The following is a 21810-nucleotide window of genomic DNA, read 5'->3' on the forward strand; positions in this document are numbered from 1 at the left end:
TGCTGGGTGTCGCTCAATTCTCGTTCTAAGGTATTTTTTCGGTTCGCCGCCTTCGCCGTGCTCGCCTTGGGCCTTGGGTGCGTTTTCATCGTCCGGCGGGCGCCTCGTCGCCATGTTCCTTTCCCTCAAGATACGCAACATCCTGCTGCTGCCCGCGCCCGTTTTTCGTTCGCGCCTCTCAAGCAAGGTGCCAGTCCGCCGCAGAATCTCTCCTGGGAGTTTGAACCCAACGTTGGCCAAGCTGCGCCGCGAGCGAAATTCCTCGCTCGTGCGAATGACGCTTCCTTGTTTCTGGCGCAGGACAGTTTGGCCATCGTATGGTCCAGTCGCGCCGCGAAGCCCGGGACTCAATCCCTTGCACCGCGCCAGACAGCTCTCCAAATGGATTTCGAAGGCGCGCAGAAGAATGTTCGCCTCAGCGGCGAACGATTGCTTCCGGGCAAGACCAACTATCTCCTCGGCAACGATCCTCGCAAATGGCACACAAACGTTCCGCACTATGCCAGCGTTCAATATCGCGGCCTTTATCCGCAGATTGACGCTCAGTTCTATGGCAATCTCCACGGCCTCGAATACGATCTGATCGTCCAGCCCGGCGGCGATTTGCGAAACGCCCGGCTCCTTTTTCACGGAGCGAGCGCCCTGCAAATGAATCGCGTCGGCGACGTCCTTGTGCGTGTCGGCAGTCGTCAAATCGCTATGCATCGCCCGCAGGTTTATCAGCAGGATCACGGACGCCGCATCGATGTCGCTGGCGGCTACAAACTGCTCAGTCGTGATGAGATTGGCTTCACCGTCGGCAAGTATCGCGCCGATCTTCCACTCGTCGTCGATCCCCAGATTTCTATTGCCTATACAACTTTCCTCGGCGGCAACGGCGCGGACAAGGCCAACAGCGTCGCTGTCGATTCTTCAGGGAACGTTTACGTCGGCGGAACAACCACCAATATCACAACGTTTCCTGAATCGACGACCTGCAACGACGTAACATCTACGACCTGCGGTGGCGCCAGCTCAGGTGCTACATCGAATCTCTTCGTGGCAAAAATCAATCCTAACCCCAGCGGCGGCGCCAGCGGCCTCGTGTACCTGACCTTCATCGGTGGCTCCGGCAACGATCAAGGCGGAATGATCGCATTGGACAATTCTCCCGGGGCTTCGAACCCTCCCAATCTCGCCATCCTCGGCTGGACCACCTCCGCCAATTTTCCAGTGACCGTGACTTCCGGCAATCCCGGCAGTTCTCTCGACGGCTCCTCGGATATGACCGTCACTGACTTGAACGGCGCCGGCAGCGGATTGAACTATTCTGAATATTACGGTGGCAGCGGCGCGGAAGCCGCGCAAGGCTATGCCGGCATCGCCACAGATTCCACCGGAGACGTGTTTATAACCTCCGATACATCCTCCACGGATTTGCTGACAGCGATACCGCCAATCACGACGGGTTTTCAGTCAACCTATGGCGGCGGTGCGAGCGACGGTTTCCTCGCCGAATTTACGGCATCCACAGGCACCCTCGCGTACGCAACCTACTTTGGTATCGACGCCACGGTGGCGAGCACGAGCATTGCGCTCGATAGCTCTGGCCATGCCTACATTGCCGGATTTACGTCTCTCCCAGCGACTAACTTTCCGGCGACCAACCGTTTTTCCGGCGGCCCCGGCGGTGGCTCGTCTGACGCTTTTGTAATGCAGATCAATCCCGCTTCAGGCGGCGGGATCGTTTACGCTTCGACCTTCGGCGGCAGCGGCGCAGACCAGGCGCTCGCCATCGCTGTCGACACTTCATCACCGCCAGACGCCTACATCACCGGCGTAACTCAATCGGCAGATTTCATCGTTTCCGGCCTGCCCGATTCACCTTTTCAGTCGTCGCTCAACGGTACCAGCAACGCGTTTCTCGCTGTTGTGTCTCAGACCAGCGCCACGCCTACGGTTACTTCCCTCCAATACGAAACCTATCTTGGCGGAACGGGCTCAGATTCGGGACAGGGAATTGCCGTGGTTTCGCCGCCGGTGGTTTCTGCGCCACAGGTATACGTTGTCGGCAAGACGACCTCGAACAATTTCCCGGTCCTGTGCTCTTTACAAAGTTTCACCGGCAGTCAGGACGCCTTTCTCGCCGAACTAAATCCCACAGTGAGCGGTGCTTCGTCGCTCATTTACAACAGTTTTCTCGCTGGCAGCGCGAGCACGGAAGCCAACGCTGTCGCGACGGACTCTGCCGGAGATGCCGTCGTCGCTGGCGACACCACATCCAATGATTATCCGCTCGTCACCGGCGCTCCTCAGACCGGCATACAGCCAACCTGCACAAGCTGCGCGCTCACGCCCGCAGAGTCGGACACTTTTCTAACCACTGTCACGCTCCCCAGCGGCCCTCCCGCCTGCGGCGCGTATGCCCCTTCGGTCGGCGCCATAGGCTCCTTCGCGGAGGGCACATCCTCTCCTCCGCTGAATGTGCAATTCACAAATGACGGCTCTGCTGGCTCAACTCTGAACATTACCGGTTTCACGGTTTCAGGCACAAACGCTTCCGATTTCGTCGCCAGCGGCCCAAGCACAGGCACAAGTTGCCTGGCCAACCCGCCGCTTGCGCAAGGAGCCAGGTGCGACTTCCAGGTCGTTTTTACTCCTTCGACCGTCGGGCCGGAAACTGCCGAAGTGCAAATTACCGACGACGGCGTTGGCAGCCCGCAAGTCTTGGATCTGACAGGAACAGGCACTTCGGTTGAAGTCAATCTCGCTCCGAACTCATTAGTCTTCCCGAGCACGCCGCAAGGTCTAACCAGCCCCGCACCGCAGAACCCTGTGCTGATGAACGTCGGCTCCAACAACTTTACTCTGACTACAGTCCAGCTTTTGGGGACCAACGCGTCGGACTTTGCGTTTACCACCGGTAACACCTGCACGACTGGTTTACAGCTCACCCCTGGATCACCATGCACAATCGCCGTGAATTTCGCCCCGAATGAACCAAATCCTCCGCAAACACTTTCAGCCCAAGTCTCCATCTTGCTCACGGATACCACGAATGCCACGGAGACCGTCACAGTGTCGCTTTCCGGGACCGAGGTAGCTGCTACGCCGGAGGCCATCCCCTCTCCCGCATCACTCACATTTACAAACGAAAACATCGGCGTCGCCTCCGGGTCACAGCCCGTTACTCTCACAAACAACGGCAACGTTGCTCTTTCGATCTCCAGCATTTCGCTTGCCGGCTTAAACCCGGGTGATTTTTCTCTTTTGCCCGCGGGCAATTGCCCGATTTCGCCCTCCACACTCACTTCTACTTCGCCGAATAATTCCTGCACAATCAATGCAACTTTCAAGCCGACCGCGACCGGCCTTCGCTCCGCCAGCATCACGGTTACCGACAACGCCAGTACATCTCCTCAATCAATTCCTCTATCCGGCACGGGAACATCCCCCGGCGTGAATTTCTCGCTGCCGAACTTAACTTTCGGCCCGCAGGATGTCTCGACTTCGAGCACGCCGCCTCAGACGGTGATGCTCTCAAACACCGGCAGCGGCCCGCTAACCATCAGCAGCATTGGGTTCACGGGTACAAATCCCGGCGACTTTTCGCAGACAAACAATTGCCCCTCGTCTTCGTCGACTCTCAATCAAAATAGTTCTTGCACGATTTCCGTCACGTTCACGCCCACGGCCACCGGCTCTCGCTCCGCGCTTCTGACCGTCACCGACGACGCCACCACGTCACCGCAGACGTTGCCTGTTTCCGGCACCGGCGCGCAGCCGACCGCTCTCTTCGTTCCCAACGGTCTGCAATTTCCCACGACCGTCGTGGGGATCAAGGTCGCGGGCGTGCCTGTTCAGGTGCAAAACACCGGCAACGGTCCACTCGTGATTAGCAATATCGCTTTCACTGGCACGGATCCGGGCGACTTCTCCGCCGCCGGCACTTGCGTTCCCGCTGGATCGAACGTCACCGTCGCTGCAGGAGGAAATTGCTCGCTCAATCTCTCGTTCTTGCCGACAAGCTCCGGAACGCGCACGGCAAGTCTCGTCCTTACTGACAACGCGCCAAACAGCCCCCAGGCAGACGCGCTCAATGGTTCGGCGCAGGACTATCAATTGCAACCCATTTCCGGCGGCTCGACCTCCGCGACTGTCGCCGCAGGCTCATCAGCGACCATCAGCATGCAGGTGACGCCATTTAACGGTTTCACCGGCACCGTGAATCTCTTATGCAGCGACTCGATAACCGGCAGCGCGTGTTCAATCACTCCTTCCGTCACGGTGTCGGGGAATTCGGCGGCTCCTTTCACCGTGAACCTCACGACAACGGCTGCCAAGAGCTTCGCGCCGTTCAGCGGTCCTTTCGGTTCGCGTCCATTACGGCGCACTCCGGTGCCGCTGTGGACAGTCTGGCTCTTGGCTCTTGCTATGTTGGCGTTCTTGATGAAGACGAAGGCGCGCCGCCGTTATCTACGGCCTTTGCTGGTTCTCAGTCTGCTGGCATTGTCTTCCTGCGGAGGAGGGAACAGCAACAACACAACGCAAGGCACGGCCACGCCTCCCGGCACATACACCGTCGTGGTGACGGGAACGATCACCGGTACATCCCGCTCAGTGAATCTGACGCTGACCGTCACGCCGTAGCAAATCTCAGAAGAGTTTGATTGCCAGATCACGCGGACTTCGGCCCACGGGCACGAGAGTAATCAGCGCATTCGTATCCGTGCGAATCGCCGCCAGGTCATCCGAGCCTGCATCCACCACCAGCGCCATATCCCCGATCGGCGCAAACTGAATGACGCCGGGGCCCTGTCCCGTTGTTACCGGAGGGCCGATCTGCCTGGTTCCGATCTCTACAGGCACCACATGCGAAGCGCCCGCGTCGGAAACGTACAGCGACGCGCCGTCTGGCGACAGGATCGCCCGTGTCGGCGCCGCTCCAAGCATTAGGTAGCCCGAAACCTCGTTCGTCCACGTGTCCACAAAAATTAATCCATGCGCGTCCGGCGACACGACATACAGCTCTCCACCGTCCTTCGAAAAGACAAAACTTCCAGTTGTGCCGCCGAGATCAAGATTTGTGATCGTCTCGAATTTTCGCAGGTCGACGATCGAAATGCGGTTGCTGCTCCCTGAGGAGATATAAGCCTTCGAGCCGTCAGGAATGATTCCTATCTGTTCCGGATCGGCAACCACGTGCGCGACGCCGCGAGGCGCAAGCGTCGCTGCATCCAGCACGGAAACCGTTGCGTCGCCGCGATTCGTCACCACAACGAGCTTGCCATCGGGCGTCGTTCGCGCAATCCACGGACGTCGCCCCGCTCGCCCGCGTGCCACAATTTGCCGCGAGGCGCAATCAACCGCCATCACGGCGTCCGCACCAGAAGCCGCGACGTACACACGAGCGCCATCAGGCGAAAAATCCAGCGCGTAAGGAGTCGCCCCAACGCGAATTCGCGAAACAATTTGGTTCGAGCGCGTGTCGAGCACCCAGACGTATCCGCCCGCCGTGCTGACTCCCCAGATTTCGTCCCGTTTTGGATCCGCGCGAATCCCGCTCGGCTCCGGGCCTACAGGAATCGTCGCCTCCGGCTTCAGGCTCACCAGATCCACCACGGTCAGCGTGCCGTCCGCCGTGTTTGCCACATACGCATATAAATGCAGTCCCGGCCGCAGAAATGACGGGCGGTGCTCGCGGGCGATCTCAATCGCGGCCACTCCCAGCAGAACAATGAGGACAAAGATCAGCCGCGCATTCCAGCGGGAACGATTCCTGCGCGGTGGGCCAGGGACAGCCGAGAGTGGCGGGACGCTCACAGGATCTTAATTCAGCGCGCGATGAACCACGGATGCAATTTGCCGGATTTCGCCCATCAACTGCTCGAGCTCTTCAGGAACGATCGACTGCATGCCGTCGGAAAGCGCCTTGTCGGGATTGTGATGCACTTCGACAATCAATCCATCCGCGCCCACGGCAACAGCCGCCCGCGAAAGCGGCAAAACCTTATTCCGGCGTCCCGTTCCGTGGCTCGGGTCCACTAGGATCGGCAGATGGCTGCGCAATTGCACCGCCGGAATCACGCTCAAATCCAGTGTGTTTCGCGTGAAATCGGAAAACGTCCGCACGCCGCGCTCGCAGAGCATCAGTTGATAGTTGCCTTCCGAAAGGACGTACTCCGCGGCCATCAGAAATTCATCCAGAGTCGCCGAAAGACCGCGTTTCAGCAGCACGGGTTTCGAAGCTTTCCCCGCGCGCTTCAGCAGCGAAAAATTTTGCATGTTTCGCGCGCCGATTTGAATCACGTCCGCGTATTTTTCCACGAGGTCCAGGCTCTCGTTGTCCACCGCTTCCGTCACGATTCCCAGCCCGAACCGCTCGCGTACTTCCGCCAGAATTTTCAGCGCCGGCTCGCCGAGTCCCTGAAAGCTGTACGGCGACGTCCGCGGCTTGTATGCACCTCCGCGAAATAGATGCGCGCCCGCGGCCTTCACTCTTGCGGCAATGGCCATCGCTTGCTCGCGGCTCTCGATCGCGCACGGTCCCGCGATAATCGCCAGTGCCGGCCCGCCAATGCGCACCTCGCCTGCGGGGGTTGGCACGCGCACGACGGTGTTTTCTTCCTTCGCGTCCCGGCTGACCAGCTTGTAAGGCTTGCTGACCGGTATGCATTCGACCACGCCGGGCATCGCTTCGAGCGACCCGACGTCCACCGCGCCGGAATTTCCCGTGATGCCGATCGCCGTCCGGTTCGATCCCGGAATCGGGTGCGCACGCATCCCGAGCGCTTCAATCCGTCGGCAGACGGCTTGAACCTGCTCTTCGGTCGCGTGAGCTTGCATTACGACAAGCATCGAAACAGTCTCCCTGGGACGCTGAAATGGATTTCGTGCATGTTCGCCGCACACCAGCCGCGCACGCCGCGCGCAAGCGAAACAGGAAGTGTACTGCAACGAACGCCGGCGCTGCAATCGAAGCATCGCCGTTTCCGGCGAGCCAAAATCTCACGCGTTGTCATTCGCCCCCCTTGCTGGGCGTCTCCGTGAGCATCTCTGACGTAACGCGCCGCGACTCATCCAATATCGCCCGAAAGATTGCCGTGAGCGCTGTGTCATCCAGCGGTCCCGGATTCAGTCTCCGCACGTGCCGCAGGATGGTTTCCTCGCGTGCTTCGTCTCGTGCCGGGAGTCCCGCCGCTTTCTTTAATTGCCCAAGTTGAATCGTCATCTGCGCCCTGCGATTCAGCATGCGCACGAGCTCCCGGTCCAGCTCGTCGACTCGCCTTCGATGGTCCCCGATGGTCATTTCTGTCTCCTTCGGCATTTTTGTCCGCAATTAACTGCATCCGGCATTTCCCGAGAATTCATCGCGACGAATGATTGGCATCGTTACGGCCGCCGGGCCGGGGCCAAAAAAAAGGCCGCAAACCCTTGAGGTCTGCGGCCGGTCTCGGTGAACCCTTTTGCGCTTCCTGCTACATCCTTGAATCCTCTAAGCGCCTGCGCTTCACCGTGGCCGCAAACCCGTAAGGGTAGCGGTAGGTGAGTCCGTAATATCGCCACTGCGCCGTCGGCTTGCTCATGTTCAGGAGGTCAGTATATGCAGCTCGTTGCGCCCGGTCAAATCAATTTCCGGTTAAAATCTCAAACGTTGGCCACAAGGCATTCACGCTTTGTCGTTTGCGCAAGCCGCTCTAATCCGCTAGAATATCAATTCATCCGAAATCAACGCAGCGCTTAGAGGGAATGGAAGAACCGCAGCACAGTTCAACGCAGCCGTATCTCCCCAGTGATGAATATCGTCCCGAACCTGTTCCAGAGCCGTCTCCGCCTGCGTGGATGGACGGCAGCATTCGCATCGGCATCCACACGTCTATCGCCGGCGAGATCACTTCCGCACTCGATCTCGCCCACAATCTCGGCGCCAACGCGCTCCAGATTTTTTCTGCCAGCCCGCGCATGTGGCGTCGTCCCGCGAGTGGCGCGAAAGGCGTCGATCCTTCCGCGCAACGCTTCCGCGCTCGCCGCGAAGAGCTAAAGCTCGGTCCGCTCGTCATTCACGACAATTATTTGATCAATCTTGCCTCGCCCGATCGCATTCTGCGCGTCCGCTCGATACAGGCCTTTCACGAAGAGATCGTTCGCGCCATCGCGCTCGGCGCCGATTTCTTGGTTGCGCATCCCGGCAGCGGCAAAGGCGCTTCGATGTCAGCGGCAATCTCCGCCATCGCCGACGGACTGAAGCAAGCCTCACGTGGTGTGAATTTTGAAAATCTTCGCGTCTTGCTCGAAAACACGGCTGGGCAGGGAACTTCCGTCGGCTCGCGCTTCAGCGAGATCAAAAGCATCATCGACCAGTGTCCTGAGCTGCCTCTCGGCGTCTGTGTGGACACCGCTCATCTTTTCGCTGCCGGTCATGATCTGCGCTCAGTGGAAGGTCTGGAAGCGGCGCTCGCCGAAATTGACGGCACAGTCGGCCTAGTGCGCGTTTTCGTCATTCATACGAACGATTCCAAGGCCGCGCTCGGCTCGCATCTCGATCGTCACGAACACATCGGTAAAGGCAAAATTGGCCGCGATGCATTTCGCCGCATCTTGAATCATCCGCAGCTCACCGGCCGTGCCTTTATTCTCGAAACTCCCATTGATCGTCCCGGCGACGACCGCAGAAACGTCGAGACACTCTGGCGTCTCGTCGGCATAACTCCGCGCCGCACCGGACGGGTTGCCGATGGTTTTCGCATTCGCAGTCGGCGAGTGAGTACGAAGAAATCCAAACGACGGAAAAGGTGACGCGTTCCTTGAGCGAATACGATCCACAGCAAATCGAAGCAAAGTGGCAGAAAAATTGGGCAGAAGAGGGCGCGTTTGACGCCGACCGCGACGCGACTCGGCCCAAGTACTACACCCTCGAGATGCTGCCGTATCCCTCCGGCACGATGCACATGGGCCACATGCGCAATTACACTATCGGCGATTCCATCGCCCGTTACAAGCGCATGCGCGGCTTCAATGTTCTGCATCCCATCGGCTGGGATTCTTTCGGTTTACCCGCCGAAAACGCAGCTATCAAGAACGGCATCCCACCGCGTGATTGGACCAATTCGAATATCGCCCAGATGAAGGCCGTCTGCAAACGCTTCGGTTTCAGCTACGACTGGCGCCGCGAAATTTCCACCTGCGAGCCCGAATACTATCGCTGGAATCAGTGGTTTTTCCTGCGCATGCTCGAGCGTGACCTCGCGTATCGCAAACGCAGCAAAGTGAACTGGTGTCCTCAGTGTCAGACGGTTCTCGCCAATGAGCAAGTTGTCGACGGCTGCTGCTGGCGCCACGAAACCACGCAGGTCGAGGCCAAGGAAATCGAGCAGTGGTTCTTGCGCATCACGAATTATTCCGACGAACTTCTCGACGACATGGCCGATCTCGAGCAGGGTTGGCCCGAACGCGTCCTCGCCATGCAGCGCAACTGGATCGGCAAATCGCGCGGCGCGCGCGTCCGTTTTCCTGTCGCGAAAATGGAAAATGCGGTCATCGAAGTTTTCACCACGCGCATCGACACGATTTATGGCGCCACTGCCATCGTCCTTTCGCCCGGCCATCCGCTGCTGCCCGGCCTTTTTGACGGCATCAGTGGCCGCGCCGCTGTCGAGGCGCAATGGAATCGCCTGCGCCAAAAAGTCGTCCGCGCCGCGGATCTCGCCAAAGCGGAAAAAGAAGGCATCTTTACCGGTCGCTTTGCCGTGAATCCATTCTCCGGCGAAATGGTTCCCATCTGGATCGCCAATTTCGTCCTCGCGGAATATGGAACTGGCGCGGTCATGTGCGTCCCGGGGCACGATCAGCGCGATTTCGAATTCGCTGAAAAATATCGCATTCCCGTGAAAATTGTCGTGCAGCCCGCCGATGGCTCGTCGCTTAAAGCCGGCGCTCTCTCCGAAGCGTACTCCGCTTACGGTCGCGCCGTGGATTCTGGCCCTTACTCTGGAATGGAATCCGAAATCGCCATCGAAAAAATGACCGCCGACGCCGAAGCCAAGGGCACTGGTCGCGGTGAGACCATCTATCGCCTCAAGGACTGGGGCATTTCGCGCCAGCGTTATTGGGGCACGCCGATTCCCGTTGTCTACTGCGAAAAGTGCGGCGTCGTTGCCGTTTCCGATAGCGATTTGCCCGTTCGGCTTCCGGAAAAAGTTTCACTCACCGGCGAAGGCCAGTCCCCGCTCGCCGGCGTTCCCGAATTCGTGAATGCAAAGTGTCCGAAGTGCGGCGGGGCAGCCCGGCGTGAGACCGACACCATGGACACATTCGTTGATTCCTCTTGGTATTTTTATCGCTACACCGACGCGCACAACACTTCCGCGCCCTACGCCCCTGAGGAAGCTGGCTACTGGTTTTCCATTGACCAGTACATCGGCGGCATCGAGCACGCCATCCTGCATTTGATCTATTCACGCTTCTTCGCCAAGGTCATGCGCGACCTCGGCCTGATCCGTCATCGCGAACCCGTTCTGCGCCTTTTTTCTCAGGGAATGGTGCAGAAGGGCGGCCGGGCCATGTCCAAATCGCACGGCAATGTAGTTGGCGCGGACGATATGGCGCAAAAATATGGCTGCGACACCGCGCGCATGTATACGCTTTTCGCTGCGCCGCCGGAAAAAGATCTCGAATGGAGCGAGCAGGGAATCGAGGGTTGCGCGCGTTTCCTGAATAAAGTCTATCGCCTCGTTGATCGTCATGCTGCGGCGCTGAAGTCTGTCGCGGCGGCGCGCCCGGAAGCGATTGACCTCGCCAGCGCTACAGTCAAAGAAAAGGTGCTGCTGCGCAAAGCGCATCAGACGCTCAAGCGCGTCACTTCCGATTTCGAGGTTCGCTGGCACTTCAATTCCTCCGTCGCCCTCATGATGGAGCTTGTCAACGAACTGCACGCACAGGAGCCGCTGGACGATGCTGTCAATCCTGCCGTCCTTAAGCACCTCATCGAAGTGCTGGTGCTCATCATGGCGCCTGTCGTGCCTCATCTGAGCGAAGAGCTTTGGGAAATCCTCGGCCACGCCGGGGGACTCACTGCTGCGAAGGGTATCCCGCGCGTTCCGTGGCCGTCTTACCATGAAGATTTGGCCAAAGAAGATCAGTTTGAGGTTATTATTCAGATCAATGGACGCCTGCGCGGCAAGATTCTCGTCGACGATGGCTTGAGCGAGGAGGAGCAGCTTCAGCGCGCCCTCGTCGATCCGCATATTGCGCCGCTCGTAAGCGGACGCCAGATCGCCAAGACGATTGTCGTGCCGAAGAAGCTCGTCAGTCTCGTCGTGCGTTAGTCGCGAGGACGATCCAATGGCCAATGCAGCAGCGCTTCCGGAGCGCGAATCTCATTTCGAAAGAAAAGGGGAACTGGGCGTGAGCACACGCGGCGGTGTTGTGGTTCTCGATTTCGGCGGCCAATATACGCAGTTGATTGCCCGTCGCATTCGCGAGCAGGAAGTTTTTTCCGCCATTTTGCCTTGTAACGCCTCGCTCGACGAAGTGAAGCGCCTCGAGCCGGCCGGCATCGTCCTTTCCGGCGGCCCCAGCTCCGTCTACGATGAGGGCGCTCCAGAATGTGACTCCCGGGTTTTGCATCTCGGCGTTCCGGTTCTCGGAATCTGCTATGGCATGCAATGGATGGCGCACGCGTTGGGCGGCAACGTCGTGAAAGCCGAGCGCCGCGAATATGGCCCGGCGCGTCTTGACCGCGAGAAAGATTCCGCTCTTTTCCGCGGCATTCCCGATCACGGCAAAGTTTGGAACAGCCACGGCGACCACGTCATTGGTCTCCCGACGGGCTTCGAGACGACCGGCCGCACGGACAACGCCGTCGCCGCAATCGAAGATCCTGTGCGCCATCTTTATGGCGTCGAATTTCATCCCGAAGTTCGCCACACTGAGCGCGGAACCGACATGCTCCGCAATTTCGTCTTCGAAGTCTGTCACGCCAAAAAGAACTGGAACCGCGCATCGTTCATCGCCGAAACCGTCGAGGCGATTCGCAATCGTGTCGGCGATACTCATGCTCTTTGCGCCCTGAGCGGCGGAGTGGATTCCGCCGTCGCTGCCGTTTTGGTGCATCGCGCCATCGGCGATCGCCTGACAAACGTCTTCGTCGACACCGGCCTTCTCCGGCAAAACGAGTATCACGAGACGCTCGACTTGCTCCGCAATCGCCTCGGCCTGAATGTCGATGGCGTTGACGCCAGCGAACGCTTCCTCGCGCGGCTGAAGGGCGTCACGGATCCGGAAGAAAAGCGCAAGCGCATCGGCGCGGAGTTCATCGCCGTGTTTGCCGAAGAAGCCAAGCGTCTGGCATCAGAAGCGGGTCGCGGCAGCTCCGGGATGCGTTTTCTCGTTCAGGGAACTCTCTATCCCGATGTCATTGAGTCCGTCTCCGTCAAGGGCCCTTCTGCGGTCATCAAGACGCACCACAACGTCGGCGGCCTGCCGAAGGATCTGCCTTTCGAGTTACTCGAGCCTCTTCGTGACCTTTTTAAGGACGAGGTTCGTTTGCTCGGTCGTGAACTCGGTTTGCCGGACGAGATACTTTTGAAACATCCGTTTCCGGGGCCCGGATTGGCGGTTCGCCTTTTGGGAGAAATCACGCGCGAAAGATTGGACACGCTTCGCGCAGCCGACGCCATCGTTGTGGACGAAATTCGCCGCGCCGGTCTTTACTCGAAGATCTGGCAGGCGTTTGCTGTTTTGTTGCCCGTTCGCAGTGTGGGCGTGATGGGGGACTTTCGGACGTACGGATACACCATCGCCGTTCGCGTCGTCGAATCCGAAGACGCTATGACAGCAGACTGGGTGCGTCTCCCTTGGAATGTGCTGGAGCGGATTTCAGTTCGTATCGTAAACGAGGTTCGCGACGTGACTCGCGTCGTTTACGACATCAGCTCAAAACCGCCCAGCACAATCGAATGGGAGTGATTGTCGATGAATGAATGCGATCGTGCCCGCTCTACCGCGTGGCCATTTTCTGGGCCATGTAGAGTAGAAGGCGGCGGTCGGCTTCATCCACGCGCCCAAGCAGCCGGCGAAACCGTCCGAGAACTCGCGCGTCTTTTCCAGTGCTCCCCCACGCGATATCATCTGACGACTTCCGTTTCGGAAGATTTGGCAGCTCAGGTGGCTCCTCGCCGTCGTAGAATAGCTGGTAGAGCGGCACTTCCATGGCTCGTGCCAGCTTTTCTAGTGTTTCGATGGCCGGAACGGTATGTCCGTTCTCGACCCGCGAAATGTAACAGCGGAGAAGTCCAGTGCGCTTTTCGATGTCACCCTGCGAGAGCTTTTTGGTCTCCCGCAACAAACGTAAACGATCTCCAATTATCATGAATGGATTGTCACATGAAACACTGGCCCCTGCAAGCGATAACTGATGGAAACCCATAAAGGCAGGATGTAACCGGAACGGCATGGATAACGTCCCAAAAGACGTGGCTGCTAGCGCAACCGCCGTTGCTCTGAATGCCCGGTCTCGGGCTGCGAAGACCGATGACCGTGACCTGGTCCGCCAGGCCCAAAAAGGCGTGTCTACGGCCTTTGAGGAGCTGGTTCGGCGGCATCAGCAGCGCGTAATTGCCGTGGTCAGCGGCATTCTCCGCCGCCGCGAGGATATCGAGGACGTTGCCCAGCAGGTGTTTCTAAAGGCCTATGTCTCGATTCAGCGCTTTGACTTGCGCTCGGCCTTTTCGACGTGGCTGTACAAGATTACCGTAAATGAGTGCTGGGACTATCTGCGGAAAAAGAAAGTCCGGCCGCTCAGTTACGAAGCCGACCTGAGCGAAGACCAGGTCCGCCATGTGGAGCAGTTCGTCAGCAGCGGTGCCGACGCCGGCAATCCCGGCGAACGCGCCGAATTGAGGGAAATCGTCGATCGCTTGCTCAGTGATCTCACGGACGAAGATCGCACGATGCTGGTTTTGAAGGAGGCTCAGGGTTTCGCCGTCGAGGAAATTGGCGGGATGCTGGGTTTGAATGTAAACACCGTAAAGGTTCGTTTGTTTCGCGCCCGGCGCCGCTTGGCAAAAAATTACCGCCGGCGCGTGGGCCATGGACGCAAGGAAAAATAAGTGAAGGAAGAGCAAGTTATTCAAGGTGGTTCGGAGAGGTGACCATGTCCGAACAAAATATGAATGGTTGTGAAAAGTTCGAAGCTTTTTTGGAAGATTATTTGAGCGGCGATCTGCCGCGTCACGATGCCGAGCGGCTGGCGTCGCACCTCAATGCCTGCACGGATTGCCGTCAGGCCCTCGAAGAGGCGCGCCTGGCTTCGCGGCTCGTTGGTCTTTTTGATCGCGCCGAAGAGCCCGGCCCCGGGTTTACGCGCCTGGTGATGGCTCGCGTCAGCACTGCGGAGCTTTGGCTCCAGCAGCAGAAGAATTTCTGGCGTCCGCTCGAAGCGCTGGCCTGGCGTCTTGCGTTTTCCGCCGCGCTCGTTCTGGTTTTCTTGTTCGCCTATGAAATCAGGGCCAGCAATCCAGAGGTAGTCCCGCCGGCTTCAGCCGTTTTGGTACAGCAGGCGGATACATTCGTAACGCCAGCTTACGGCTCGCCTTCGAATAGCGACGAGGTTTTGCTGGCGATTGCAGAAAGGCACCATGAGCAACAGTAGAATTTCTTGGAAGGCCATGGGCCTTGTTGTTGTCGTCTTCGCGCTGGGGATTGCTCTCGGTGCTGTTGCAGTTCACGTCTGGGATGCACACGTCAGCGCCAGCCAGCAGCGTCCTAGCGTCGTCAAGCAGTTGAAGGATGAGTTGCAGTTGTCGCCCGATCAAGCAAAGCAAGTTGATGCAATTCTCAACGATGATCGTGCCAAGTTTCATGCCTTGGATGTTCAACGCCATGCGGAATGGGGGCCACAATACGCGGCCCTCGACAAGGAACGCAAAGCCGAATGGGATCCAAAGTATGCTCAGGTGCGCCAGCAGGGCCGCGATAGCATTCGCGCGATTCTAACCCAGGACCAAAAAGTGAAGTTCGAGGCATTCCTCAAACATCTGGATGAAGAAAGGCAGAAGCAGCAGTCGCATTAATCGCGACCGGCAAACACCAAACCATGGCTTACGAGGCAGCAATTCCAGGAAGATCTGAAATCGTCCGGCCCGCCGCAGCGGATGCCGTCATCACGCTCGAAAACGTGCACAAGACCTACGACCTCGGCGAAATCCAGGTCCACGCGCTTCGTGGTGTTACCCTCGAAATCCGCCGCGGCGAATTTGTCGCCATCATGGGTGCGTCCGGCTCGGGAAAATCCACGCTCATGAATATTCTCGGTTGCCTCGATCGCCCTACCAAGGGCCGCTATTTGCTCGACGGCACCGATGTTTCCCAGCTCTCGAAGACTGAGCTGGCTCACATCCGCAATCGCAAAATCGGCTTCGTCTTCCAGCAATTCAATCTCCTCTCGCGCACCACGGCGCTCGAAAATGTCGAGCTCCCCACGCTCTACGCCGGAATTCCTCAGGCCGAGCGTGTCGAGCGCGCCCGCCAATCGCTCGAGCGCGTCGGCTTGGGCGAACGCGCCATGCATCATCCTTCGCAGCTTTCCGGAGGCCAGCAGCAGCGCGTGGCCATCGCGCGTGCACTCGTGAATCATCCGGCAATCTTGCTCGCCGATGAGCCTACCGGCAATCTCGATAGCCGCACCAGCGTCGAGATCATGGACATTCTCCAACGTTTGAATGAAGACGAGGGTCTGACCGTCGTTCTCGTCACTCACGAATCCGATATCGCCGACTACGCGCAGCGCGCTCTGGAATTTCGTGACGGCAAGATGCGTCATGATCGCACGATTCAGCGCCGTTTGATCGCTCGCGACGTTCTTCCTACGCTGAAATCTCCCGACGATGCTTCGGACGATTCCGCGAACGAAAAGGAACCGCAAGGGCCGGTTCAGTAAGGCAGGGAACTCCGCTCAGGCAAACTGTAAACGCTGCTCGATTCATCGAATTGCTTCAACAGCGGTTCTTAGAAGGGTATGTCCTCATCCGAAATCTGCGTCTCCGGGCCGGAAGGGTCATCCACGGCCATCGGTTCGTGCTCGGCGCTATGCGAAGTTCCCGCTCCCGCGCCCATGCCCGCCGCCGCGCCTTCCGCTCGGCCTCCCAGCATCCGGAAATTCGAGGCAACAATCTCAAAACTCGTGCGCTTTTCGCCTTGCTTGTCCTGCCACTCGCGCGATTGGATGCGTCCTTCGATATAAACCAGCGAGCCTTTCTTCAAATACTGCTGCGCAATCTCCGCCTGTTTGCCCCACACGACGATCTTGTGCCATTCCGTGCGCTTCTGCCGTTCGCCGCTGCGGTCTTTGTAGGTCTCGTCCGTGGCCACGGAAAAGTTCGCCACCGCCTGTCCGCTCCCCGTGTACCGCGTCTCCGGATCGCGTCCCAGCCGTCCCACGAGAATCACTTTGTTAACCGACATGCGCACCCCCGCGCTTGAAAGTAAAGCGGAAGTATACCTGAACCGGCCGCCGATTGCCGCCGATTGAGTTCGTATAAAACTAGCGCGAAGGGCCCAGCGCCCGCATTTCGGTCGCCGCCTTCTTGGCTTCTGCGGACCCTGGAAATCTGCGGATCAGCTCGCGAAACTCGCGCTCCGCGCTCGCATTCTTGTGTGTTTGCACCAGCGCCCGGCCTTTTTCCAGCATCGCCGGGGCCACTTTATTGCTCTTCGGATAATGCACGATCACGCGGTCATAGTCGTCAATCGCAGAGCTGTATTCGCCCTGCGCATACGCTATCTCTCCCAGATAAAACTGCGCGTTCGCCGCGTACGAACCATCGGGAAAATTCTCCAGGTAGTCGCGGAACTCCTGGCGTGAGAGGTCGTAATGCCCGCTGTTCAAGTCGCTGATCCCGTTGGAGTAGAGCGTATTTCCGGAGATCGGTCGCAGGCTCGTGGGCCCGTTCGCCGCAGGCTGCGCTGCGGTTGTGTCCGGCGTCGCTCCGGGCGCGCCTCCTTGCGTTGCGTCGGGAGTCGGATTGACCGGTGCCGGCGGCGGCGTGGACACCTTGGCATTAATCTGTTGCAGGATATTCTGCATATCCGACATTTGCTGCGCCAGCTTCGCCACCCGCGCTTGCAGGTCCTGCATGTTGTCTGAGACGCCCTGCACTTGCTGCGCGACCGTACTGTTGTTCGCTCCGCTGTTCGCCTGTGCGTCCTGAATCGTTTTTTCGAGCGCCCCCACGGTCTGGTTCAAATGCCCGGCTGAATTGACCGACTGCTGCACCAGCGTTTGCATGGACGCGAACTTCGTGTCCACATCCGCGCGAAGGTCCTGCTGGTTCTGCAGGATTTGATTTACGCTCTGCTGGATTTCGATGATCTCACGCGACACCGCGTCGGCTGCCGGTGGCGCCAGCATCGTTCCGGCGATAGCGCCGGCCAGCAAAAGCCCGAAAGATGCCAGGATCGTTCGCGCACGCATAAAACCCTCCTTTAGTGCAACGAAAATTCATCCGCCGAATGCGCCGAGGCGCTGCGACAGTTGCCCGCCGCAGCGCCTCCGGCCGATTTCAGCTTACTCCAGTTATTGATTCATGACAAAGTGGCCGCGCCGGTTCTGCTGCCAGCAGGTTTCATTGTGATCGGTGCAGAACGGGTGCTCTTTGCCCCAGCTCATCGTCTTGACGCGGTCCGCTGAGATTCCCAGCGAAACCAGATACTGTTTCACCGCATCGGCTCGGCGCTGTCCGAGCCCGAGGTTGTATTCCTCCGACCCGCGTTCGTCGCAGTGGCCCTCTACGGTCACATTGACCTGCGGATAGGAGCGCAGGAATTCTGCGTCCTTCTGCAGCGCGTCGCGCGTATCCGGGCGAATGTCGGACTTGTCGTAGTCGAAGAACGCATCCGTCACGTTCTGGTTAAACAAGGCGTTTATGTCCGGTGCCGCCGGTGGTTGCGCTGGCGGAGGCGGTGGTGCGGAGACGGTGATTTGCACATTTGCTGTCGCCGACCCTCCCGGTCCGGTTGCTGTAATCGTATACGTTGCTGTAGCCGTCGGGCTGACGTTCGTCGACCCCTGAGGTGCAACTTGCCCGACTCCCGGCTCCAAATCCAGGCTCGTTGCGTTCGTCGAAGTCCAGCTCAGCGTTGTGCTCTGGCCGTTCTGGATCGCCGTCGCCGACGCTGTTAGCGTCACCGTCGGTTGTGCCGGTGCAGGTGCTGGAGCTGGCGGTGGCGGCGCGGGCGCCGTCTTCTTCTTGCAAGCTCCTGCGAAAATGAGAAATGAAAACGCGCTGAATAACACGAGAAATCTACGTATGCTGCTGCTCTGCATCGAAAAGCCTCCTTCGCGCCCTGGGCTGCGCGAGCGTACAGAACAGGGCCGAGATTAATATACAGATCCTTCAGTAAGACAACTACCCCTGGGTCAACTGCCAAAAACGCGATCCCAACTGCGACTACTTGGGCGACCAATTCGGAGATTCATTCCTCCCCGAAACAGTCAATTCACGCGCTTCACTCCCGTCGGCTAGCATCGTCCAAATTTGCAGCGAGCCGCTTCGGGTGGACTCGAATGCGATATGGCGGCCATCCGGAGCCCAGCTCGGCCGCTCGTTTTGTCCCGAATCGCGAGTCAGCTCCGCGAGCTGGTGGCTCGCCAGATCCAAAATGTAAATGTCGTAGTTTCCCGCGGGCCGCCGCCAGCTGAAGGCCAGCAGTTGCCCGTTCGGCGACCACGCCGGATCAATCACGTATCCCGTCGCCGGCAAATCCGCCGCTGCGACGCCCGTCGCCGCCGAGAGCGGAATCTTCTGCACATTTGATCCGTCCGCGCTCATTTCATAAAGGTCCGGCAATCCTGCGCGGTCGCTCACGAAAATAATCTGTTGTCCCGTTTTCGGGTTCCACGTGGGCGAAGTGCTCACGCCCAGCGAATACGTCAGCCGGTGCATGTGTCCGCCGTTCACATCCGCAAGGTAAACTTCCGGATCGCCTTGATAGCTCGCCATGAACGCAATCTTCGTTCCATCGGGTGAAAATGAAGGCGACGAATTCGTCCCCGGATAGTGCGGAAAATACATCAGCCGGTTCGTCAGCGTCGAATACATGCAGATCTGCGCCGAAACCACGCGCCGGTATGTCTCGAAGCACGTGAACGCGATCCGCGAATCGTCCGGCGACCATCGCGGCGTCAGCGACGTTGTCCCTAGATGCGTCAGTTCGTGCTGATTCGCGCCGTCGTAATCCATTTCCCAGATTTCCTTGTGTCCTGTGCGGTTGCTCACATACGCGATCTTCGTCTGTGCGATTCCCGGTACGCCGCCGCTCAGTCGCGAAATAATATCGTCGGCGAATTCGTGCGCCAGTTGCCGCGCGCCGTCTTCCGTCGCATTGCCCGTATAGATTTTCTCTAAAATCGACGCCGCCGGCGTCTGCCGCACATCGTAAAGGTAACCGGCGACCGAAAGGGAAGCGCCCGTCGTCGTTAGGTTTCCAAATGCAATGTCCAGTGCATTGCACGGTGCCGCTGCCCATTCCTGCGGCTTCAGCTCCGATGGCATGCTGGGATCGTCCAGTGGATAAAAGCTCGTGCTCACCACGTCCACGATCCCCGAATAATTCAAATCATCCATCACCACTTGGTGAAACACCAGTTGTAGCGGCGACGACTGCGCATCCCGCGAAGCGAATTGCGGCACCGCCAGATTCACTTTCTGCACTCCGCTCAAAATCCCCGTTTCGATTCGTCCTTGCGCCATCGTGTTTGTCGCCGCGCCGAAAACAAATGCAGCGATGCCGGCCGCGCAGCCAATGACGCACAAAATGCGCCTAAGATACTGCCTCATTCCTCGTCCCTCAGTTTCCCATTCCGTGGTTCGTGCAAATCCGCTCCTCATTACCGGTGAAACTCGAACCAGAATTCAACATCCACGTATGTCCCCGTGTACGCCGCCGGCAGCTGATCCAGCGGGTTCGAGCTTTGCACCGCGCGAATCGCCGACATATCCACGGATTGGTTCCCGCTCGACTGCGTGATTTGAATATTTGCAATGGATCCGTTGCGCAGAATTTCAAACGACACGGTGCATCGCGGCGCAAACGAAATCGTGGGATCGATTGATGACTCGATCCAGTTGCCGCTGATTCGCCGCTGAATCGCTTCCACATACCACGGAAATTGCGAACCGAAGCTCCCGCCCGACGTTCCCGCCACGCCCATCCCGCCTTTCGTGTCCTGTGTCACGCGGAACGTCGAAGTCGGAATTTGCGGCGCGCCTCCATTGCCGTAGGGAATCGCGTTCGGTGGCGGCGTCACAGGATTTGGCAGTGGCTTCGCCAGTTTCGTGATGTACTCGGGTTTCTTTTCGCGGTCGAACTTCGGCAGAAAAATCGCATTCGAGTTGTCCGGCGGCTTCACGGGGTGCGGTTCTGCTTGATAAAGTCCCTTCGTCGTGTCCACCGTCCGGTTCGTCGTCTCCACGTCGGGCTTCGGCATGGGAAGCGCCGGAACGCTTCCAACCAAATTTATGTTCACGGTCCCTTGTCCGCCCGCTCCGCCCCATTCCTCCCCGTGCGGCGCAAAAATTCCCCCGAAAATGATGATTCCTCCAAGAATCAGGTGAAACGCCGCCGAATAGCCCAGAGGGCCTTTGAGTGTTCGCGCGGTTTCGTGAGGCAGGCTGAGTTCCATCTTATCTTATTGCGAGCGCGGTTCTCCGTTCAGTGGTTTGGTCACCACGCTGATGTTGTTGATTCCCGATTGCCTCAGCGTATCGACGACCATCGCCCAGGTGCCGAACGGCACCGTTTGGTCGCACCGCACGTAAACCGGCGTGTGCGCAATGTCCTTGTCCTGAGCCAGAACCTTCTTCCCGATTTCGTGAATATTCACCGGGTCTTTCCCCAGAAAAAGCTGCTGCGCCCGGTCAATCGTGACGACGATCCGCGCCTGCGAGATCTCCTTCACCGTCTTGGTCTTCGGCAGGTCAACCTGAATCCCCGATTCCAAAATCGGCGCCGTAATCATGAAGATCACCAGCAGCACCAGCATCACATCCACGAACGGGACGATGTTGATGTCCGATAGCGTCGTTCCCGGCTGTTTTTGTATCTCTGCCATTCGTTTCCGTTATCGCAGCGGTCTGCCCGCGAAAAATTAGCTATAGAGCGTCTCGATTTTGCTTACAAACTCTGTCGCGAAATTGTCCATCCGCAGCGCGAAGTCGCGAATGCGGTACAAATAAATGTTGTACGCAATCACCGCCGGAATTGCCGTGAACAGTCCTGCCGCCGTCGTGATCAGCGCGTCTGCGATTCCCGGCGCCACGGCGCGCAGGCTCGATTCGCCCGCCTCGCCCAATCCCGCAAACGCGTCCATCACGCCCCAGACTGTCCCGAAGAGCCCGATGAACGTCGAAATCGACCCAATCGTCGCCAGCCACGGCATCATTCGCTCCATGCTCCGCACTTCCTCTGCCGAGGCGACCTGCATCTCCACCAGTACCGCTCGCGGATTCTTCAATTTTCCCGGGTGCGGATTTCCGCCCGCCAGTTGTCCTTCGAGTTCCCGGTATCCTGCGTCGTAGACATTCACCAGCGGCGATCCGCTCGATCCCGCCCGTAGCGCGTTCGGATCCGGCAGTCCGCGCCCCGTGCGGAAAAGCTGCATAAACCTCCGCGTGCGCGGCTCGATCGTTCCAAACAGTCGTTTCTTTTGGATAATGATGGCCCATGAAAAAACAGAAAGGAAAAGCAAAATCAAAAGTACCGCTTTTGCCACCCAGCCTGTCTGCAAAAAGATCGTGCCGAGCCGTCCTGCGAAAATCACCAGCGCAACGTGCG

At 58.6% G+C, this 21810-nt stretch carries 19 protein-coding genes; 8 read left to right on the forward strand and 11 right to left on the reverse strand.

What is annotated here, in order from left to right; all coding sequences use genetic code 11:
• The first annotated feature begins 6 nt into the window (after nt 1–6).
• Entirely contained in the window at nt 7–4629 is a 4623-nt protein-coding gene (locus VGR81_04110) for a choice-of-anchor D domain-containing protein (protein HEV2288118.1), read from the forward strand.
• Between the two features lie 6 nt (nt 4630–4635).
• Here VGR81_04110 and VGR81_04115 read toward each other — a convergent pair whose 3' ends face one another.
• The 3 genes from VGR81_04115 to VGR81_04125 all read right to left on the reverse strand — a co-directional run bounded on the left by VGR81_04115 (nt 4636) and on the right by VGR81_04125 (nt 7306).
• Nucleotides 4636–5802, reverse strand: coding sequence for a hypothetical protein (locus VGR81_04115; GenBank protein ID HEV2288119.1), 1167 nt, complete (start codon nt 5800–5802; stop codon nt 4636–4638).
• A 6-nt stretch (nt 5803–5808) separates the two neighbouring features.
• Nucleotides 5809–6837, reverse strand: coding sequence for a 3-deoxy-7-phosphoheptulonate synthase (gene aroF / locus VGR81_04120; protein ID HEV2288120.1), 1029 nt, complete (start codon nt 6835–6837; stop codon nt 5809–5811).
• 160 nt (nt 6838–6997) lie between these two features.
• Nucleotides 6998–7306, reverse strand: a complete 309-nt coding sequence (locus tag VGR81_04125; GenBank protein HEV2288121.1) for a chorismate mutase — start codon at nt 7304–7306, stop codon at nt 6998–7000.
• 422 nt (nt 7307–7728) lie between these two features.
• Between VGR81_04125 and VGR81_04130 the strand changes: the two genes are divergently transcribed.
• Genes VGR81_04130 through guaA form a run of 3 tightly spaced genes read left to right on the forward strand, consistent with a single transcriptional unit; the run spans nt 7729 to nt 12945 of the window.
• A complete protein-coding gene (locus tag VGR81_04130; GenBank protein ID HEV2288122.1) occupies nt 7729–8775 on the forward strand; it encodes a deoxyribonuclease IV in 1047 nt (348 codons plus the stop codon).
• On the forward strand, nt 8772–11303 hold the full coding sequence (leuS, locus tag VGR81_04135) for a leucine--tRNA ligase (protein ID HEV2288123.1): 2532 nt from the start codon (nt 8772–8774) through the stop codon (nt 11301–11303). Before VGR81_04130 ends, leuS begins: the two co-directional genes overlap by 4 nt.
• Before the next feature lie 16 nt (nt 11304–11319).
• Nucleotides 11320–12945, forward strand: coding sequence for a glutamine-hydrolyzing GMP synthase (gene guaA / locus VGR81_04140; protein HEV2288124.1), 1626 nt, complete (start codon nt 11320–11322; stop codon nt 12943–12945).
• A 31-nt stretch (nt 12946–12976) separates the two neighbouring features.
• Here guaA and VGR81_04145 read toward each other — a convergent pair whose 3' ends face one another.
• The gene (locus VGR81_04145) at nt 12977–13432 is read right to left on the reverse strand and encodes a helix-turn-helix transcriptional regulator (protein ID HEV2288125.1); all 456 of its coding nucleotides are present in this window, start codon (nt 13430–13432) and stop codon (nt 12977–12979) included.
• On the opposite strand from VGR81_04145, the gene VGR81_04150 reads away from it, so the two are divergent.
• Genes VGR81_04150 through VGR81_04165 form a run of 4 tightly spaced genes read left to right on the forward strand, consistent with a single transcriptional unit; the run spans nt 13431 to nt 15916 of the window.
• Entirely contained in the window at nt 13431–14087 is a 657-nt protein-coding gene (locus VGR81_04150) for a sigma-70 family RNA polymerase sigma factor (protein HEV2288126.1), read from the forward strand. The two genes, VGR81_04145 and VGR81_04150, sit on opposite strands and share 2 nt — an antisense overlap.
• A 44-nt stretch (nt 14088–14131) precedes the next feature.
• The gene (locus VGR81_04155; GenBank protein HEV2288127.1) at nt 14132–14629 is read left to right on the forward strand and encodes a zf-HC2 domain-containing protein; all 498 of its coding nucleotides are present in this window, start codon (nt 14132–14134) and stop codon (nt 14627–14629) included.
• Nucleotides 14616–15050 (forward strand): hypothetical protein, encoded by a 435-nt coding sequence (locus tag VGR81_04160; GenBank protein ID HEV2288128.1) that lies wholly within the window; start codon nt 14616–14618, stop codon nt 15048–15050. Before VGR81_04155 ends, VGR81_04160 begins: the two co-directional genes overlap by 14 nt.
• A 23-nt stretch (nt 15051–15073) precedes the next feature.
• Complete coding sequence (locus tag VGR81_04165; protein HEV2288129.1) at nt 15074–15916, forward strand: ABC transporter ATP-binding protein; 843 nt, start codon at nt 15074–15076, stop codon at nt 15914–15916.
• A 68-nt stretch (nt 15917–15984) separates the two neighbouring features.
• Here the strand turns inward: VGR81_04165 and VGR81_04170 are convergent, their stop codons facing one another.
• From VGR81_04170 to VGR81_04200, 7 genes are all read right to left on the reverse strand, one after another.
• Nucleotides 15985–16440, reverse strand: coding sequence for a single-stranded DNA-binding protein (locus tag VGR81_04170; protein ID HEV2288130.1), 456 nt, complete (start codon nt 16438–16440; stop codon nt 15985–15987).
• Between the two features lie 79 nt (nt 16441–16519).
• Nucleotides 16520–17449: a tol-pal system protein YbgF gene (gene ybgF / locus VGR81_04175; protein ID HEV2288131.1), complete on the reverse strand. Its 930-nt coding sequence runs from the start codon at nt 17447–17449 to the stop codon at nt 16520–16522.
• Between the two features lie 102 nt (nt 17450–17551).
• Nucleotides 17552–18301: a peptidoglycan-associated lipoprotein Pal gene (gene pal, locus VGR81_04180; protein HEV2288132.1), complete on the reverse strand. Its 750-nt coding sequence runs from the start codon at nt 18299–18301 to the stop codon at nt 17552–17554.
• Nucleotides 18302–18425: 124 nt separating this feature from the next.
• Nucleotides 18426–19814 carry a hypothetical protein gene (locus VGR81_04185; protein HEV2288133.1) on the reverse strand — a complete coding sequence of 463 codons (1389 nt, stop codon included), beginning with the start codon at nt 19812–19814 and terminating at the stop codon, nt 18426–18428.
• Between the two features lie 50 nt (nt 19815–19864).
• On the reverse strand, nt 19865–20659 hold the full coding sequence (locus tag VGR81_04190; GenBank protein HEV2288134.1) for an energy transducer TonB: 795 nt from the start codon (nt 20657–20659) through the stop codon (nt 19865–19867).
• A gap of 6 nt (nt 20660–20665) precedes the next feature.
• Entirely contained in the window at nt 20666–21088 is a 423-nt protein-coding gene (locus VGR81_04195) for a biopolymer transporter ExbD (protein HEV2288135.1), read from the reverse strand.
• A 36-nt stretch (nt 21089–21124) separates the two neighbouring features.
• The gene (locus tag VGR81_04200) at nt 21125–21748 is read right to left on the reverse strand and encodes a MotA/TolQ/ExbB proton channel family protein (protein HEV2288136.1); all 624 of its coding nucleotides are present in this window, start codon (nt 21746–21748) and stop codon (nt 21125–21127) included.
• Nucleotides 21749–21810 lie beyond the last annotated feature (62 nt).

Source organism: Candidatus Acidiferrales bacterium, assembly GCA_035934015.1.
Classification (GTDB): domain Bacteria; phylum Acidobacteriota; class Terriglobia; order Acidiferrales; family UBA7541; genus DAHUXN01.